At 38.0% G+C, this 15,619-nt stretch carries 18 protein-coding genes; 6 read left to right on the top strand and 12 right to left on the bottom strand.

Annotation, left to right across the window (positions count from 1 at the left end; genetic code table 11):
* Positions 1-104 precede the first annotated feature (104 nt).
* From HMPREF0072_RS07930 to HMPREF0072_RS07945, 4 genes are all read left to right on the top strand, one after another.
* A complete protein-coding gene (locus HMPREF0072_RS07930) occupies positions 105-2,966 on the top strand; it encodes an insulinase family protein (protein ID WP_004829018.1) in 2,862 nt (953 codons plus the stop codon).
* 97 nt (positions 2,967-3,063) lie between these two features.
* On the top strand, positions 3,064-4,155 hold the full coding sequence (locus HMPREF0072_RS07935) for a 5-bromo-4-chloroindolyl phosphate hydrolysis family protein (RefSeq protein WP_004829020.1): 1,092 nt from the start codon (positions 3,064-3,066) through the stop codon (positions 4,153-4,155).
* Complete coding sequence (locus HMPREF0072_RS07940; protein ID WP_004829022.1) at positions 4,148-5,263, top strand: toxic anion resistance protein; 1,116 nt, start codon at positions 4,148-4,150, stop codon at positions 5,261-5,263. The genes HMPREF0072_RS07935 and HMPREF0072_RS07940 overlap by 8 nt, the downstream gene beginning before the upstream one ends.
* 341 nt (positions 5,264-5,604) lie before the next feature.
* On the top strand, positions 5,605-5,886 hold the full coding sequence (locus tag HMPREF0072_RS07945; RefSeq protein WP_004829025.1) for a fatty acid kinase subunit FakA-related protein: 282 nt from the start codon (positions 5,605-5,607) through the stop codon (positions 5,884-5,886).
* A 1,053-nt stretch (positions 5,887-6,939) separates the two neighbouring features.
* Here HMPREF0072_RS07945 and HMPREF0072_RS07950 read toward each other — a convergent pair.
* Together HMPREF0072_RS07950 and HMPREF0072_RS07955 are read right to left on the bottom strand one after the other, a co-directional pair.
* On the bottom strand, positions 6,940-7,338 hold the full coding sequence (locus tag HMPREF0072_RS07950; RefSeq protein WP_004829028.1) for a GNAT family N-acetyltransferase: 399 nt from the start codon (positions 7,336-7,338) through the stop codon (positions 6,940-6,942).
* A 12-nt stretch (positions 7,339-7,350) separates the two neighbouring features.
* Entirely contained in the window at positions 7,351-8,214 is an 864-nt protein-coding gene (locus tag HMPREF0072_RS07955) for a DUF4300 family protein (protein WP_039931286.1), read from the bottom strand.
* A gap of 260 nt (positions 8,215-8,474) precedes the next feature.
* Here HMPREF0072_RS07955 and HMPREF0072_RS07960 point away from each other — a divergent pair, with 260 nt between their 5' ends.
* On the top strand, positions 8,475-9,773 hold the full coding sequence (locus HMPREF0072_RS07960) for a hypothetical protein (RefSeq protein WP_004829033.1): 1,299 nt from the start codon (positions 8,475-8,477) through the stop codon (positions 9,771-9,773).
* A 110-nt stretch (positions 9,774-9,883) separates the two neighbouring features.
* Entirely contained in the window at positions 9,884-10,732 is an 849-nt protein-coding gene (locus HMPREF0072_RS07965) for a hypothetical protein (protein ID WP_004829036.1), read from the top strand.
* A 239-nt stretch (positions 10,733-10,971) separates the two neighbouring features.
* Here the strand turns inward: HMPREF0072_RS07965 and HMPREF0072_RS12610 are convergent, their stop codons facing one another.
* The 10 genes from HMPREF0072_RS12610 to HMPREF0072_RS08010 form a co-directional block, all read right to left on the bottom strand.
* Positions 10,972-11,106 carry a hypothetical protein gene (locus HMPREF0072_RS12610; protein ID WP_004829038.1) on the bottom strand — a complete coding sequence of 45 codons (135 nt, stop codon included), beginning with the start codon at positions 11,104-11,106 and terminating at the stop codon, positions 10,972-10,974.
* 92 nt (positions 11,107-11,198) lie between these two features.
* A complete protein-coding gene (locus HMPREF0072_RS07970; RefSeq protein WP_004829040.1) occupies positions 11,199-11,402 on the bottom strand; it encodes a hypothetical protein in 204 nt (67 codons plus the stop codon).
* A gap of 161 nt (positions 11,403-11,563) precedes the next feature.
* The gene (locus tag HMPREF0072_RS07975) at positions 11,564-12,094 is read right to left on the bottom strand and encodes a hypothetical protein (RefSeq protein WP_004829041.1); all 531 of its coding nucleotides are present in this window, start codon (positions 12,092-12,094) and stop codon (positions 11,564-11,566) included.
* 67 nt (positions 12,095-12,161) lie between these two features.
* Positions 12,162-12,455, bottom strand: coding sequence for a hypothetical protein (locus HMPREF0072_RS07980; RefSeq protein WP_004829043.1), 294 nt, complete (start codon positions 12,453-12,455; stop codon positions 12,162-12,164).
* Between the two features lie 176 nt (positions 12,456-12,631).
* Complete coding sequence (locus tag HMPREF0072_RS07985; protein WP_004829045.1) at positions 12,632-13,033, bottom strand: hypothetical protein; 402 nt, start codon at positions 13,031-13,033, stop codon at positions 12,632-12,634.
* Positions 13,034-13,045: 12 nt separating this feature from the next.
* Positions 13,046-14,548, bottom strand: a complete 1,503-nt coding sequence (locus tag HMPREF0072_RS12505) for a mannosyl-glycoprotein endo-beta-N-acetylglucosaminidase (protein ID WP_004829046.1) — start codon at positions 14,546-14,548, stop codon at positions 13,046-13,048.
* Between the two features lie 8 nt (positions 14,549-14,556).
* Positions 14,557-14,928, bottom strand: a complete 372-nt coding sequence (locus tag HMPREF0072_RS08000) for a hypothetical protein (protein ID WP_039931287.1) — start codon at positions 14,926-14,928, stop codon at positions 14,557-14,559.
* Entirely contained in the window at positions 14,921-15,232 is a 312-nt protein-coding gene (locus HMPREF0072_RS08005) for a hypothetical protein (RefSeq protein ID WP_004829050.1), read from the bottom strand. Before HMPREF0072_RS08005 ends, HMPREF0072_RS08000 begins: the two co-directional genes overlap by 8 nt.
* 10 nt (positions 15,233-15,242) lie before the next feature.
* Positions 15,243-15,386, bottom strand: coding sequence for an XkdX family protein (locus HMPREF0072_RS11380; RefSeq protein WP_004829052.1), 144 nt, complete (start codon positions 15,384-15,386; stop codon positions 15,243-15,245).
* Positions 15,386-15,607 carry a hypothetical protein gene (locus HMPREF0072_RS08010; RefSeq protein WP_004829054.1) on the bottom strand — a complete coding sequence of 74 codons (222 nt, stop codon included), beginning with the start codon at positions 15,605-15,607 and terminating at the stop codon, positions 15,386-15,388. The genes HMPREF0072_RS11380 and HMPREF0072_RS08010 overlap by 1 nt, the downstream gene beginning before the upstream one ends.
* Between the last annotated feature and the right edge of the window lie 12 nt (positions 15,608-15,619).

A 15,619-nucleotide genomic window follows, 5' to 3' on the forward strand; every position in this document is an offset into this window, starting at 1 on the left:
TATATAATTTATTATTACCCATTTTCTTCCAATTACACCTAGGGCTAAAAATTGCCCAGCTTAAGAGTATAGTTACCTTAACGACAATAAACAAAGGATGAACTATGAATAAAAATTACGAACTAATCAAAAGTGAAAATTTCCCTGCTATAGGGATTGAAGCCTTCCACTATAGACATATAAAAACAAGAGCGAATATTGTTTTTGCCAAAAAGGACGATGCCAACAAGACCTTTGGTATTGGTTTTAAAACTCCTCCAACAAATTCAAAGGGCATGGCTCACATCATGGAGCACTCCGTCCTTAATGGATCAGAAAAATTCCCATCCAAGGACCCTTTCATGGCCATGGATTCTTCAAGTTTGCAAACTTTTTTGAATGCCATGACCTATCCAGACAAGACTGTTTTCCCTGTTTCTAGTGAAAATGACAAGGACTTTAAAAACCTCGTTGACGTCTACACCGACGCTGTTTTTGCACCTCTTGTTATAGAAAAAAAGGAAATCTTAGACCAGGAAGGTTGGCACTACGACCTTGATGGCGATAAGGTTGTGGGAGTTTCTGGCGTTGTATATAACGAGATGAAGGGGGCCCTTTCAGATCCAGAAAGCCTTATAGATAATGATATAAATTCATATTTGTACAAAAATTCACCTTACCAATACGAATCTGGTGGCGACCCACGCGTCATTAAAGATTTAACCTATGATGAATTTAAAGAATTTTATAAAAACCACTACCATCCTTCAAATGCCTATATTTATTTTTATGGAAACATAGATGACATTGATACCTACCTGGCGAAATTAGACGAGGACTATCTATCCAAGTACGACTACAAAGACCTAAACCTAGCCATAGAAGTAAAAGAAAATATTTATGAAAACCCAATTGAGTCTACCTATCCAGCAAGTGAGGAAAAATCTGGCGAGGATTATTTGACCTATGCCATGCTTAGCCACTCTGCTCTTGATATCAAGGAAACACTCACAGCTGCTATCCTAGTAAATGCCCTTTTCAACATGGATTCATCAAAAATCAGAACTGAAATCCAAGAAAAACTCGCACCAGAATATTTTTATGCGAGAAATGCCTACGGAAACAGGTCTGCCCTTATAATCCAGGCCCAAAAAACTGATGCAAGCAAAAAGAATGACTTTGTAGGAATAATCGAAAGAGGCCTTAGAAATGCTAGCGAGGGTATCAACAAGGAAGCCCTCAAATCAGCCTTTTCTCTCTTCGATTTTGGTCAAAGGGAAAATCTCAATTCTGTAAATGCCGGCCTAAACTACTACCTATCCATGTCCTTTGATGCTGATCCTTTTGAAGTTTTTAGGTTGGTTGATTATTTAAAAGAATTAAAATCCCTAATCGACACTACCTATTACGAGGACTTTATAAAGAAATTTTACCTAGATAATCCAACTAAACTTGTCCATATTTCAAGACCATCAGTAGATTATAATAAAAATCAAGAGGAAGATTTCCAAAAATACCTGGATATAATCAACAAAGAAATGACTCCAGAAAAACTCGCCCAAATCAAAGAAGATTTGGCAAGGCTAAAGGCCTACCAGGACAGTGAGGATAGCGAAGAAATAAAGGCGATGATTCCAAAACTTGATATAGAAGACGTGCCAACACAGACCAGACCAGTGCCAAGAGAGGTAGAAACCGACAACTTTGAATACGTCTTTAACGACCTTGCCACAGCAGGCTTAACCTACACAGATATGTATTTTAATGTGGGCCACCTAAGTCTTGATGACTTCAAATACGCCCAACTTCTCGGCGAACTTCTAGGTTCCATTGACACAAAAACTATGAAATATACAGAAATTGACGACCTAATCTGGCAAAGGCTCGGCTCACTTAATTTCTCAATTATGACCTTCAAAAAAGGACCAGAAGAAATCGACAGGACCTTTAAGGTATCTTTCAAAACCCTTCCTGCCTACACCAAGGAAGCAACAAAGATTGTAAAAGATTTCATCTCAAATTCCCTATTTGCAAACCAGGCAAGGATTCTTGAGCTTTTGAGGATAAGAAAGGCTGTCTTTGAGTCAAAAATGTATGATACTGGCCACATGATAGCCATCAACAGGGCCAACTCTCACATCGACAAGCACGCCTTTATCCAAGAAAACCTCTCAGGCATAGCCTACTATGATTTCATCAAGGAAAATATCGCCCTTGCTGAAAGTAATTTCAAAGAGCTAAGGGTGCGACTTGAAAATGTTTATAAAAGGATTTTCACCAAGGATCTTTCAATCAATATCACAAGCAAAAAAGCAAACTATGACTTGATGAAAGCAGCGATAAATTCAGAATTTAATAGCCTTGACGAGAGGGAAAATGATGTGGAATTTGCTTTTGAAAGCAGGCCAAGGAAAGAAGCCATAATGACTGATGCCAATGTAAACTACGTTTCAAAATCGGCTAACTTCTACGATTTTGAAGGTGGTTACAAGGGCAAGTTCCTCCTATCTGGCTCAATCATGTCAAACCCTTACCTTTATTCCCTAATCAGAGCCCAGGGTGGTGCCTACGGGGCAGGCATGTTTATATCAAGGTCTATGCTCCTTGCAACCTATTCCTATAGGGACCCAAATATTTCTTCAACTATCGATGCCTTCAATAGTCTTGGAGATATAGCCAAAGACCTTAAAATGACTGATAGGGACTTTGAAAACCAAAAAATTTCTTCTATGGGTTCGATTTTAAGACCAAGAAGTCCAAAGCAAATGGGCGATGCCGACTACTCCTACTTTAGGATTCCTTCTGCAAAAAAAGAAGACGACATCCTAGCTGAAATCAAGTCTGCTAGCCTTGATGACATAAAATCCCTTAGCGAATCTTTTAAAAAGGCCATGGAACTTGATAACTTGGTTGTTTTTGGTGCAAGAGCTGACATAGAAAAAAATAAAGACCTCTTCGATGAAATTAAGGATTTAAAAAATAGCTAATTTAAAGATAATTAATTTTCACATTAAGAATTTTAAAATTTTTTATCCTATAGTATAATTTAAGCAAGAGGAAAATCACCTTTTGCAAGGAGATAAGATGAAGAAAAAAGATAAATTTAGTCAAAAAGATGCTTTTAACATCAATTTTGACTTTGACGATATAGATTTTGAATCTATCGGGGAAACTATAAAAAATTCTGTAAATAAGGCTGTATCAAGCTTTTCCAAGGGATATAAGAAAAATTTACCAGCAGCAAAAAATCCTGATATTTGCGAGCAAAAACCTAAGGAAAAATCCAAGTCAAGCCTCTTAAAAATCGGGGCCTTCATTGTAGGATCGACCCTTTTTGCCATTGGTATGGACACAATTGAAAATTGGGGCCTTGGAGCAAAAATGATCGGCCTCCTATGTCTAGGAGGTGCTGTAGCCGCGCCAGTCCTCATGTGGAAGCTATCTAGCCACTACAAAAGGCTTGCCATAAATTATTCCAGATATAGGCGTGAGCTTGGAAACTCAACCATTATCTCAATAAGAGACTTGGCCAGTGCAGTTTCCCAAACCGAGGAAGAAACCATCAAAGATTTGCTTTATTTTATGAAGCAAAACTATTTCAAACAGGCAAGGATTGTTGAAAATGACTCGATTTTCATCCTCGACATCCCAACCTTCAAGCTTTACAAGGAAAACCTCGGCAGAGTGCCTTCCTACGAAAAAGACCAAATAGGACCTACAGATGACTTTGATACCCAAAAAGCTTCCGATATTCTTACCAATTGCGGAAAAATCCTAATGGATATGGAAGAAAAGGCTAAGAAGATTTCTTCACCTAGCTTTAGGTCTAACCTGGCTCCACTTTTTGAAAACATCAAGGATATCCTAAGTATTTTAGAAAAATACCCGGACAAGGCCCTTGCCCTAAACAAATTCAACGATTTTTACATGCCAACCTCATACAAACTCGTTGAATCCTACCAAGAATTTGAAGCGTTAGAAACCACTGATGCCAAGATTTTGAAGTCTATGGCAGAAATCGAAGGGTCCATCAAAACCATCACCGAGGCCTTTGACAAAATAAAAGTCGACCTCATATCTGACAGGGCCATGGACATAAAGACTGATATTGACACAATTAACCTTGTTTTAAAACAAGAAGGACTAGTGGAAGGAGATTTTAAAGACAATGAGTGATATTGAATTAAAACTAGATGGTATCGAAGAAAACGACGAAAAACTCGACCAAATCCTAAAGGCTGAACCAGAAAAAATCGAAAATAAAATCGTCTTTACAGAAGCTGAGGAAAAGATGATAGACGAATTTTCCAAAAAAATCGACCTAGACAACACCAACATCATCCTCCAATACGGGTCAGGTGCCCAAAAGAAGATTTCAACCTTCTCCGAAAAAACCCTAGACGCTGTAAAAGACAAGGACCTAGGCCAAATAGGAAAGCTCCTAGACACAGTAGTCATGGACATCAAAACCATGGACGATGAAGAAGAGAGCAAGGGACCCCTTGGCTTTTTCAAAAAGGCTGGCAGGAAAATTGAAAACCTCAAGGTCAAATACCAGTCCACCGAAAAAAACATCAATGAAGTTGCCAGAGCCCTAGAGAACCACCAAATCACCCTCATGAAAGACATCTCCATGTTAGATCAAATGTACGACTTAAACGAGGAATATTACAAGGAAATTTCCATGTATATAGAGGCAGGCAAGAGAAAATTAGATGACCTCTACAAAAATGACCTACCTGCCCTAGAAAGAGCTGCAGCAGAGTCAAACCTTCCCCTCGACGCCCAAAAAGTCAACGATCTAAAGGCCCAGGCCAACCGTTTTGAGAAAAAACTCCACGATCTTGACCTAACAAGGATGGTATCAATTCAGATGGCCCCACAAATAAGGATGGTCCAATCATCAAATTCCATTATGGCAGAAAAAATCCAGACAACCATAGTCACAACCATCCCACTTTGGAAAAACCAAATGGTCCTAGCCCTCGGCATGCACCACACCGACCAAGCCATCAGGACCCAACAAATGGTCACCGACCTAACCAATGATCTCTTAAAGAAAAACGCTGACACCCTAAAGCAAAACACAATAGAAACTGCCAAGGCAACAGAACGTGGCATAGTCGATGTGGAAACCATCAAACACACCAACGATGCCTTGATATCAACTATTGAAGAAGTAAGAAATATCCAAATCGAAGGTGCCAAAAACCGACAAAAAGCCCAAGCCGAAATCAGAAACCTAGAAGAAGAACTAAAAAAGAATCTAATCAGGAGAAACTAGGGTATAATATAAATGAGAATGTTTATCAAATAATAAATAATAACTAACTTTAAAGTAAGGCTTTTTTAAAATTTGAGACCCCCTTGAACTAAAAACCGTGTAAGTAAAAAGCTTGCCAAAGGCAAGCCACCCTTTTTTGCCCTCCGCTAAGGAGCCGGCTGCGGGGTGTAACGGGGAGGGGGTTTAAGGGGGAGCCCGATGAGGGACCATCCGGAAGGTCCCTTGGGGCTCCCCCTTTGAACGAAGCAAAATTGTTTATAGTCATAATTTTTTATGTAATGCAATTACAAGGTATTAAGATTTAATAATAATTTATTTTGAATAAAGGGGGACAATTAATTATGCACGACTTTAAACCAGGCGAAAAAATCGAATTCAAGTTCGATTGCCAAATGCTAATCGCAAGAACTGACACAGACTTAGACGAAGACGAAATCTTCGACTATATTTCAGACAACCTAGAAGGTGACAGCCTTCTTGCAGTTGGAGATGAAGATTTAATCAAAATCCACTTCCACTCCAACAAACCATGGGAAGTCCTAGAATACGCAGCAAGCCTCGGCGACATCCACGACATAGTCGTAGAAAACATGCAAAGGCAAGCCGACGGTCTTCAAGGCTAAAACCAAAAAGAGAGCTCGTGAAAGCTCTCTTTTTTATTTCTATTCTAGACTAGGTTCAAATTTTTTATTCACACATCCATGATTTTATAATAAATACCCCAGACTTATCAATTATTATCTTTAACCATAATAATCCTTTGAAATCAAAGAACAACTCAAACCTCCATCACGAACGCAGTGAGAGATCTCCATCGTTCTCTACATCAAGGGTTCCGTAGTTGCATCGTTATTATCTTAATCCTTCATAATTAACCATAAAAAAACCCGATGCATGCGAGAACCCTATTCAGGGAAAACTATAGAGACCTCTCGTCGCCTTGCTTCTCGAGGTGGGAGTCTGTAATTCTTACTTTTTTTCAAAGTTTAAGAGCATATATCATATGAACAATGACATATATTCCCCGAAACCAATATAAACTAACACACACCCATCTCGAACGCAGTGAGAGATCTCCATCGTTCTCTACATCAAGGGTTCCGTATGTGCATCGTTATTATCTTTATACTCATCAAATACCTAAAACTCCCGATGCATGCGAGAACCCAATTCAGCAAGAACTATAGAGACCTCTCGTCGCCTTGCTCCTCGAGGTGGGAGGACGTAATTCGTACTGTTTCCAAAAGTCTGAGAGTAATTTATATATGAAAAACAACATAAATACTCAGAAACCAATATAGACTAACACACCCATCACAAACTCGCACACCAATCAGAAACTCACAGTTGCCATCTCGAACGCAGTGAGAGATCTCCATCGTTCTCTATATCAAGGGTTCCGTAGTTGCATCGTTATTATCTTAATCCTTCATAATTAACCATAAAAAAACCCGATGCATGCGAGAACCCTATTCAGGGAAAACTATAGAGACCTCTCGTCGCCTTGCTCCTCGAGGTGGGAGTCTGTAATTCGTACTTTGCGGTGGGATTTGTTATTCTGACTTTCTTACAAAGTTTAATGCTACTTATTATATAAAAAAGTTAATCCTCATCCCTAATTCATGAGACTACTGAGAAATCTTGGTCTGTCTCAAAATGACGCAATACACTTGATTTTACCACATGAAGGCCTTGCAATCATAGTCTGCTACTTCGCTTAGGCCTAATTTTTTATAAAATTCCTTAGTTTTCTCACTGTCTTCGGTCAACAAAATAAATTGACGGATTTGCTTATTTTCTTGCATGATTTCTTTTAATAAGTAACTACCAAAGCACTGGCCCTGGTAGGCTTTTAAAATCAATAGGTCTTGGAGGTAGCAAATTGTAGCCCCATCGCCTATTGTCCTTGCAAGTCCGATTAATTTTTCACCGTCCCATAGGGTCCACACTTTTAGGGAATTTTCTATTGCCTTCATCAAAAGATCTGGCTCATCTGTGTAGGAAGTCCATCCTGCGTCTTCATAAAGAGCCAAGACTTGGTCTCTTTCTGGTATTATTCCAACTTTTATTTCCATTTTCCTATCTTCCTAGCCCACATATTTACCATTATCCATCACAAAAGGTGGACAGGTGGATGGGTCAGTATAATCTTTGAATTTTTCTTTTAAGTAATCGTAACAAGCCTTTTTGTCTGGGAATTTGATAGCCTGGTAGGGTTCTTCAAAGGAGATTTTTTCTACAAAAAGATAGCCCCCTTCGATTTTTACAAGCACACCAATGTGGCCGATAAACAAATAGTTTCCGTCCAAATTATCATGGATTACCACAGAAATCAAATCTGCCTTGGCAGGAAAAGACCAATTTGCCAAGTAGTCTTCCATCACCTTGCCCTGCTTTATTGGCTCCTTAGAAGCATCCGTAGGCACCCTTGAGAAAAATTTCTTGAAAGCCTCTTCATTGTCCCTATCAAAAATCTTGCCTTCCTTGATTTTTTCCTCATCCATAAAGAGAATTTCATCATCAGCTGCACCTGATTTTCGCTCCTTCATATTGTCTATAGCAAGCAAGAAAGCATTAATCCTGCAATTAGTATCTGGAAATTTTTTCTCTGCCTTTTGCCTATTTTCGATCAAAACACCAGAATCATAGCTAGGCTTTAAGTCCTCTTTGAAGTCCCCGATTAGGTTTTTTTCTCCAACGCTTTGATTGTAATCCTTAACCATAGCTAAAAACTTGTCAACATTCGCCGCTGCCATATCATTGTCAGCACCAAGGTTTTCTTTTAAAACCCCTTCCACAAACTTGAAACTATCTTCATTAGCCATATTAGATAGGCTTGCAGTTTTTATTTCAGTTTTCGCTTTGTTATCAGCCTTATCTGGCATATCTTTCTTGCCACATCCTGTAAAAACAGCGCCCAAGATCATTAAACTTAGTAATATTTTTTTCATAATCCCTCCTTGGGGAATAAAATTTTTTGCAATTGGCATTTATATAATTAATTTTATTTTATCTCAATTCACTCACTTATGCCAATTTCTAGAAAGCTTCGCCCAAGTAAAACTTATGAAAACTCGTGCGATTATTATTAAAAATCACTTGCCATTTTTAAAAAAATTGCCAGGGGTTAAAAAAGATTTTTATATTGATTTTGTAGGAAAAATAAATATAATGAATACAGTATAAGTAAATTAAGATTAAAGGATGATTTATGAATAAATTTAAGAAAACACTCGCAACAGCCCTTGCATGTGCCCTCACCTTTGGCATTGGAACTAAGGCTTTTGCGGATGAAGGAGTGAGAGGCCCATCGCTTTTTGAAATTTTGACAGGCGATACCGGTGGCTCCAAGATAGAAGAAACAAAAAAAACTAGCAAAGAGTCTAGAGAAGAAGTCAATGATTATGAAAAAGATCCTAGCTACCAAGAAGAATTCAAGGCTCGCTATGACCTTTACATGAAAATTCTCGAAGCCAAGGAAATCGAAAAGGTTGACGAAAAGGGCTATATTGATATTTTAAATAAGAAAGCTGCAAGCAAGGAAGACCTTGAAAAAGTCACAGAAGACCTCACAAAAAAAATCAATGACTCAGGCGAAAAAGTCACCCTAGATGTTGATATTGACACAGTCAAGGAAGAAGTAAAAGACTACATACTTTATGGCAAGCTTTTGTTCCTAAACACACTTGATAAGTCAGACATCAAAAACCTCTACCTATTCTATGAGGCAAATGTCAATTCCTACAGCCTAACAAAGGCAGATGAAAATGGCAAAAAACCTTTCAAGCCTGTCCTCGAAGAAATCTACAAATACATCCTAGAAATTGACGAAAAAGTCAAGGAAAAAATTGATATAAGCGAAGAAGATAAGAAAAAAACTTCTGACCTCTTTGAAAAACTTGAAAAAACAATCAAGGACAATCATGAAAAAGTCCTAAGCCATCAAGCAACCAAACTTGTAAAAACATCATTTTTGACAAGTGGCAATGAAATAGACGGCAAAATAAACGAAAATTCTGCCTTCTACAAATCAACAAGACCAGGCATCAAAGAAGCCTACAAAAATCTAAAAGCCAATCAAAGGGACTTCCTTGATCAGATAAACACAAACAACGACGACTATATATCAGACGAAGAAATTAAGGCCAACGGCCAATACACCCTTCCACTAGACGACACAAATTTCATCAAGCCATTCTATGGCAACGCTGAAGAAATAAAAAAATCAGTCGAACTAAGTACCACCCAAGTCCAAGGGCAAACCCCACAAACCACACCACCAACCACCACACCACAAAATCCGGCAACTAGCCTACCAGAAACAGTGACCCTCTCCAAGGGCGACAACCAACTAGGCGCAGGAGATGAAAAATCAAAAGACGTCCCAACCACAGTAACCAAACCAGCCAGCCAAGTAAAAACCGGTATAAGAGGCGTAGGCTACTTGGGAATCGTCCTAGTATTAGCAATCATAGCCTTTGTGGTGTTAGGAAAGAAAAAAGAAAAATAAAGTCAAAAGGACCCACAAGGGTCCCTTTTTGCTTTACAAAATTCAAAAGTTTCTAATTGCCCACGATAAAATACTCAAGTATAGTGATAAAAAAATAATAAGGAGGACGTATGAAAAAGAAAATACTAGTAATCCTTGCCCTATGCTTGGTTTTCACAGCTTGTAAGGCTGATAAGGACCAAAATAAAGAAACTGAAAATAAACCAGTCCAAGAGGTCCAAAGCCAAGAAAAAGAAGAAGGCAAAGATAAAAAAGAAGACAAAGATAAAAAAGAAGGCAAAGATAAAAAAGAAGCTGAAATAGATAAGGAGAAAGAAAAAACCGACGAAGAAAAACTCTCAAAAGACGAAAAAAATTCAGACTCAAAAATATTCTCCATGCTAGAAGACAAGGAATTTGTCGCCTACATCACCGACAGAAGCGATTTTATCTACTTCTACAAAGACGGAACATTTGATGGATGCACCTACTCTGGCGGACCCGAAAAAGTAGCCTGTCTATACACTGGCCGTTTTGGCAAGCCTAGGAAATTAGACGACAAATCCTATAGCCTCACTCTCGAAGAAATAAAATACCAAACCCCAACAAAGGGTAATATTGAAGGCAGCAAAACTAATGACGTATACTACCCATCCATATATTTTGACGAGTCCATGAAAGGCCAAGAATACATTGTCTACCTACCAGGTACAAACCTACACGACCTTGAACAAGTAGGTGTATCCCACGAACTTGGCTATGATGAAAATGTAAAAAATGGGGTAATAAATATGTACACAATAGCCAAAAATCCTGTGAAATCCCTAGATTATCCGGGAGAAGTAATCTTCATGGAAGAAGAAACCAACCGAAAATATTGGTGTGCCAAACCAGAATTAAAGAAAGAAGACCCAGAAAACAACTGTTTCCAAAAACTACTATTCGGAGACAAACCAAACCCTTATAAGGGAAAATTATAATAAAAAGGACCCACCAGGGTCCTTTTTTCTTGGCAAAATTTATCCGAAAATTTTCCCAAATGGAATCTGAAACAAAAATAAAATCAAAATCAAATTTAAAATTGGCTTATATTAGCAAAAAAACCAAAGTCAGCTAATCTTTGCTACGCCAACAAGAAAGACAAAAGCAAAATATTTTAAAATAAAAAGGCTGCAAGTCCTAAAGAGAACTCGCAGGCCTTTTTCTATCTGAGCTAAACTTATTTAAAACCATCCAAAACTTGGACCTTCTTATCCTTATCCAGATAATAAAGCTTGCCCTTAAAAACCCTATAACCATAGGCTTCTAGGTCTTTGGCAACAAAGTCTCCAGTCACGAAATTAAGTATATCCATCTTGAACAAATAAGGATCCTTTTCAGGGTCAATGTAGGTCTGCAAAAGAGCATTAGGGATAAATTAATAACTACATATAAATAGCAAGGGCCTTAACCCTCGCTATTTTCCATGTTTTCTTCGGCTTTTTCTATCCAACTTTTAACCTCTTCTAGCTCTTCTATATCGGCGTATTTTAGTATATAGTTTTTGCAGCCGCTTCTGTAGCTTCTTTTTGTCTTATTGTGTTTATTTTTGCTGTCCCACTTGTCGCGCGCCCTCGCCTGGGCTTCGCTTGTCTTTAATTGCTTTTCCATCTAGGCCGCCTTTCTATGGATTGATTTTATCTTAATTTAGTGTATCATGTATAAGTAATTATTTCCGCTAGTCGGAAGTATTTCCCTAGAAAGCGCAGCAATTCTCCTGTGCTTTCTTTTTTATAAAAGCCAGGCTATTTATTAGCCCGGCTTATTTTTTATTAATCTTCTAGTAGTTCGTAGTATTTTTCGTCAAATTGTTCTTTGTAGAAATCAACTGTATCTCTAGCGTAAGCTTCTACGCCTTTGTCTATGTTTTCGTTTTCGGCATTTAGTAGGAATTCTACATAATCAGTAGCATAATCTCTGTAGAAATCTCTTTTATCTTCGTACCAATCTTCGCTGTAGTCTTTTTCTTCTTCGAATTTTCTTCTTAATTCTTTTACTTCATCTTCTGTTGCAAAATCCTCTAGTTCGCTAGATTCGAAAGCGTCGCTTATTCTTGAGTGTCCGCTTTCTATTTCCCAATCAAGTATAGCTTTGTTTATACCGTAGTAAGTGTCGCTAACGCTTCCGTAATCGCAAGATGGCATTGCGTCAATATCATTATTTTCTGTGTCGACGTAAATTGTGTAGCTTGTTTCTGCGGTTAGTGATAATTCGATAATTAGATCCTCGAATCCTTTTTGGAATTCTTGTCCTCTTACTGTGTAGTCGTATCTGTCTTCATAAGCTTTTAGTTCGTTTGTCATTTTAAATTCTCCTTGTAATTATTTTTTAAAAGTATTTCCCCAACTTTTCTTATATTCCTATCGACTTTTATTGATAATATTTTTTATCAACTAAAGTATTAGTCATGTGTGACCATTTAAGCGCTTTATTATTATCTATGGCGTCTATAAACTGGCTATCAAACGCTTCGTTAATTGTGTTAAGCATATCTTTAATACCTTCTAAATCATGGATTTCTTCGGCGATTTCCTCTAAAAGCTCTTCATCTTCTATCCAATCAAATTTTTCTTTTAAGTTTTCATTCCAACTTTTAACTATTTCCTCTTCATTCTCGCCTTGTGCGTATGTGATGTCGTTAATTAAATCTTTTACTTGTAACATTTTTAAATTCTCCTTGTAATTATTTTTTAAAGTATTTCTTACTTTCTACTTAAATTATACGCTAAGCGTATAATTTTGTCAAGCTTTTTTTGAAAAACTTTTTAAAATTTTTTAAGCACTAAAAAAAGGCCTAGCGTTTAGCCGCTAAGCCCCTTTTTAGTGTAAAGTGAGTATATCTATTTGGATAATTTTAAATTTTTTACTTCGGCTTCGATTGTATTTTCTAGCCATGCGTTCACGTCGCCGTAAGCTTCTTCAAGCGCTTTTTTCGTATCTTCTGAAAGTATTTTTATTATTTCTTTTTTGGCTTCGTTGAAAACTTCTTCTTGCCTTTCTTTTGTAAATTCACCATTCTTTTTAAGTGCGTCTACTGTTTTTTGCGCTCCGGCTTTTACTACGTCAATTATTGTTTTTGTAGCAAGATCTATATATTTATTTAGCTGCTCTTGCTTTGTCCCTTTGTTTTCTTCTTTTAGCTTCTGGGCTTGATAATTTAAAACATTAGCTAAAAAAGTAGCTAGTATTGGTACTACTGCTATTATTAAGGCTGTAAGTGCTGTATTTAATGTATTTTCCATTCTTATTTCTCCTTATACTAATTTGTTTACTTCGGCTTGTACCTGGTTATAGTTGTATCCGGCTGCTTGAAGTTTTCTTTTTCTTTCGCTGCCATTACCCCATTTTCCGGCTATAACCTCTTTTGCTACCTCGGTTACTGACTTTATAGGCTTTCTTAATTGCCTGTTTACTTCGGCTTGCACCTGGTTATAATTGTATCCTGCGGCTTCAAGTTTGCTTTTTCGTGTGGATCCATTTCCCCACTTGCCTTCTAACACTTCTTTTGCTATTTCTGATACTGGTTTTCTAGGTTCGGGCTGTTTTGCTCCGCTTAAAAGCCTGTTTACCTCGGTTTGTACTTGCTGGTAGTTATAGCCTGCCGCTTCTAGGTTAGATTTTCTTTCGTTGCCGTTGCCCCAAGCTCCGGCTAGCACCTCTTTTGCTACTTCTGTGTTAGTTTTCTTGCTGCCTTGGCTTGGTCTTTGTGGTTGGTATCCTACATTGTAGTTGATGTAAGGAATTTTTCCGTGTCTACTCCAACGCCTGCCGTTAAGGCCTGCTATAGGTCCGTGGTTTAAAAGCGCGGTTTCTTGCACTCCGTTAGTCCATTTTGGGGTACACTCTATAACCCTTCCATTTCCTACATATACGCCTATATGGCCCGGAAGCCATACCGCTTCGCCTGGCTGTATGTTATTAAAGTTTGAGGATACTCCTATACACTTATTTATCATTCCGTCCGCTGAAATATCCGGAACGCCATTGCTTGCGTAGATTGCACCGCCCCAAGTGGCATTTCTGTTGCCATTCCAACCCCAAAGAATACCTTTGATTAGGTTGACGCAATCAAAGCCGAAGGCTCCTTGGTTGCCTGCTCTCTTCATTGCTGCTTTTGTGGCTGCGTCATACATATATGGGTATTGCTTGGCTTTATTTTCTACCATAGAATTTGTCATTATTCCGCCGAAGCAACCCCAAGCGTAAATTGTCCTATAGTTATTTTTTACATTATATAGCTTTTTTATAAAATCATTTACATTCATTTTCCCGCTTACTCCTATTCCCGCAGCACTTGTAGCCGCGTTCCATTGGTTAAGATTGTTTTCTTCTATAATTTGTATTAGCTTATTTGCATAGTTAGGGTCGGTCGCGTATCCTGCGGCTTGAATTTCTCTACAAGCTTTTTTGTAGTCTTTTTCGCCCACTACTTTTTTATACCTGCTAAGTCCGGTTAGTAGTTCGCTATGATCTTTGATTGATTCTGCCCAAGAATTATAGGCCCTAAATCCTGCGGTTATGGTTTCGAAATTCCTTCCGTCGAAGCACTCCTGGGTTTTAGTGTTATAAACTTTTCCGTGCCAGTTGCTGCCGGCCTTAATTCCAAAAAGTGCGTTGCCTTTTACGGTTAGTCCGGATTTGCCCCAACCGCTTTCTAGTATAGCCTGGGCTATAGTTAGGCTTGCTAATACTCCGCTTCTTTCTTCTTCCACCTTTGCTAGTGGCCCTATTTTAGCTATGAATTCTTTATTATTCATCTTGCCCCCTATACGCTAGTATTGTTTACGTCTACTGTATAACCTTCTGTTTCTTCTGGGTAAAGCTGCTTCAATTTTATAGCATTTTCTGTCCTAATTACATAGCAATAAGAAAGTATAGCGCCCGTAGTTGGTGCGCCTATAAAGGTAAGCCAAGGGGCCAACTGGCTATAGTCGTACTTAAAAACTATATAGGCCCCAAATCCTACCCCTAAAAAATAGGTGGTTAAGACGGAAGCAACCACTATCTTTTTAAATTCTGGCTTTCTTCCGCCTTTATTTCCCTTTTTCTTTTTGCTTTCTAAGATTTTTTTAAGACAAAAAGTTACTAAAAAGAAGCTTGCTGCACCTAGCAAAAATGTAATTGCTAATTTATACAACTTGATTGCCCCTTTCATTAATTAAATTCATTATGCTGTCTATCCTTTTTTCTGTGCTTAATTGTTGCGCTTCAAGTTTTATAATTCTTTCGGCATACTTGCTAATAGACTGATTAGTTTCCTTTGTAGTCGACTTGATCTCGTTTATCGCTTCGCTTAAATGTGATATTTGCTGACTAATTGTTGCCGACTCTTCGCCATCTTTTTTTGACTCCGTTTTTAGTCCTTTTTGGTATGCAATTACCGTTGAAATTATACCTATCACGGTAGCAACCAAGCCAATTATTAAGTTCGCTTCGTTCATAGCGGCCGCCTTACTGTTCGAATTCTTTGCCAGTAATTATTTTGAATTCTTCCGGGGTAATATCTCCCCAAGGTGTAGCCTTTGTTATTACTAGAGTTTTTAATTCTTCTAGTGTGATCCATTGATATTCCCAAGCCAATTTTAAAAAGTCCATTATTTACCCCCTTTTAATTCTGCAATTTCTTTTTTTAGTCTACTAATTTCTAGCATTTGCATTGCAAATTGCTTGCCTAAAGTTTCTATGATTTTTTCTTTTTCGTTCGCGTCTACGGTAATCTTGGCAATTTGTTTTCCAACTGCCATAAAGCCTTTCTGTTTTTCGGCCTTTTCTTTCTTGATTTCGATTATCGAATCTTTCCTGTGTGTTACTGCCATGCTAGGCCCCCT

Source organism: Anaerococcus lactolyticus ATCC 51172 (assembly GCF_000156575.1).
Taxonomy (GTDB): domain Bacteria; phylum Bacillota; class Clostridia; order Tissierellales; family Peptoniphilaceae; genus Anaerococcus; species Anaerococcus lactolyticus.

Coding starts and splice junctions, on each gene's coding strand:
- HMPREF0072_RS07930 (WP_004829018.1), top strand. CDS start 105: ATGAATAAAAATTACGAACTAATCAAAAGTGAAAATTTCCCTGCTATA.
- HMPREF0072_RS07935 (WP_004829020.1), top strand. CDS start 3,064: ATGAAGAAAAAAGATAAATTTAGTCAAAAAGATGCTTTTAACATCAAT.
- HMPREF0072_RS07940 (WP_004829022.1), top strand. CDS start 4,148: ATGAGTGATATTGAATTAAAACTAGATGGTATCGAAGAAAACGACGAA.
- HMPREF0072_RS07945 (WP_004829025.1), top strand. CDS start 5,605: ATGCACGACTTTAAACCAGGCGAAAAAATCGAATTCAAGTTCGATTGC.
- HMPREF0072_RS07950 (WP_004829028.1), bottom strand. CDS start 7,338: ATGGAAATAAAAGTTGGAATAATACCAGAAAGAGACCAAGTCTTGGCT.
- HMPREF0072_RS07955 (WP_039931286.1), bottom strand. CDS start 8,214: ATGAAAAAAATATTACTAAGTTTAATGATCTTGGGCGCTGTTTTTACA.
- HMPREF0072_RS07960 (WP_004829033.1), top strand. CDS start 8,475: ATGAATAAATTTAAGAAAACACTCGCAACAGCCCTTGCATGTGCCCTC.
- HMPREF0072_RS07965 (WP_004829036.1), top strand. CDS start 9,884: ATGAAAAAGAAAATACTAGTAATCCTTGCCCTATGCTTGGTTTTCACA.
- HMPREF0072_RS12610 (WP_004829038.1), bottom strand. CDS start 11,106: ATGGATATACTTAATTTCGTGACTGGAGACTTTGTTGCCAAAGACCTA.
- HMPREF0072_RS07970 (WP_004829040.1), bottom strand. CDS start 11,402: ATGGAAAAGCAATTAAAGACAAGCGAAGCCCAGGCGAGGGCGCGCGAC.
- HMPREF0072_RS07975 (WP_004829041.1), bottom strand. CDS start 12,094: ATGACAAACGAACTAAAAGCTTATGAAGACAGATACGACTACACAGTA.
- HMPREF0072_RS07980 (WP_004829043.1), bottom strand. CDS start 12,455: ATGTTACAAGTAAAAGATTTAATTAACGACATCACATACGCACAAGGC.
- HMPREF0072_RS07985 (WP_004829045.1), bottom strand. CDS start 13,033: ATGGAAAATACATTAAATACAGCACTTACAGCCTTAATAATAGCAGTA.
- HMPREF0072_RS12505 (WP_004829046.1), bottom strand. CDS start 14,548: ATGAATAATAAAGAATTCATAGCTAAAATAGGGCCACTAGCAAAGGTG.
- HMPREF0072_RS08005 (WP_004829050.1), bottom strand. CDS start 15,232: ATGAACGAAGCGAACTTAATAATTGGCTTGGTTGCTACCGTGATAGGT.
- HMPREF0072_RS11380 (WP_004829052.1), bottom strand. CDS start 15,386: ATGGACTTTTTAAAATTGGCTTGGGAATATCAATGGATCACACTAGAA.
- HMPREF0072_RS08010 (WP_004829054.1), bottom strand. CDS start 15,607: ATGGCAGTAACACACAGGAAAGATTCGATAATCGAAATCAAGAAAGAA.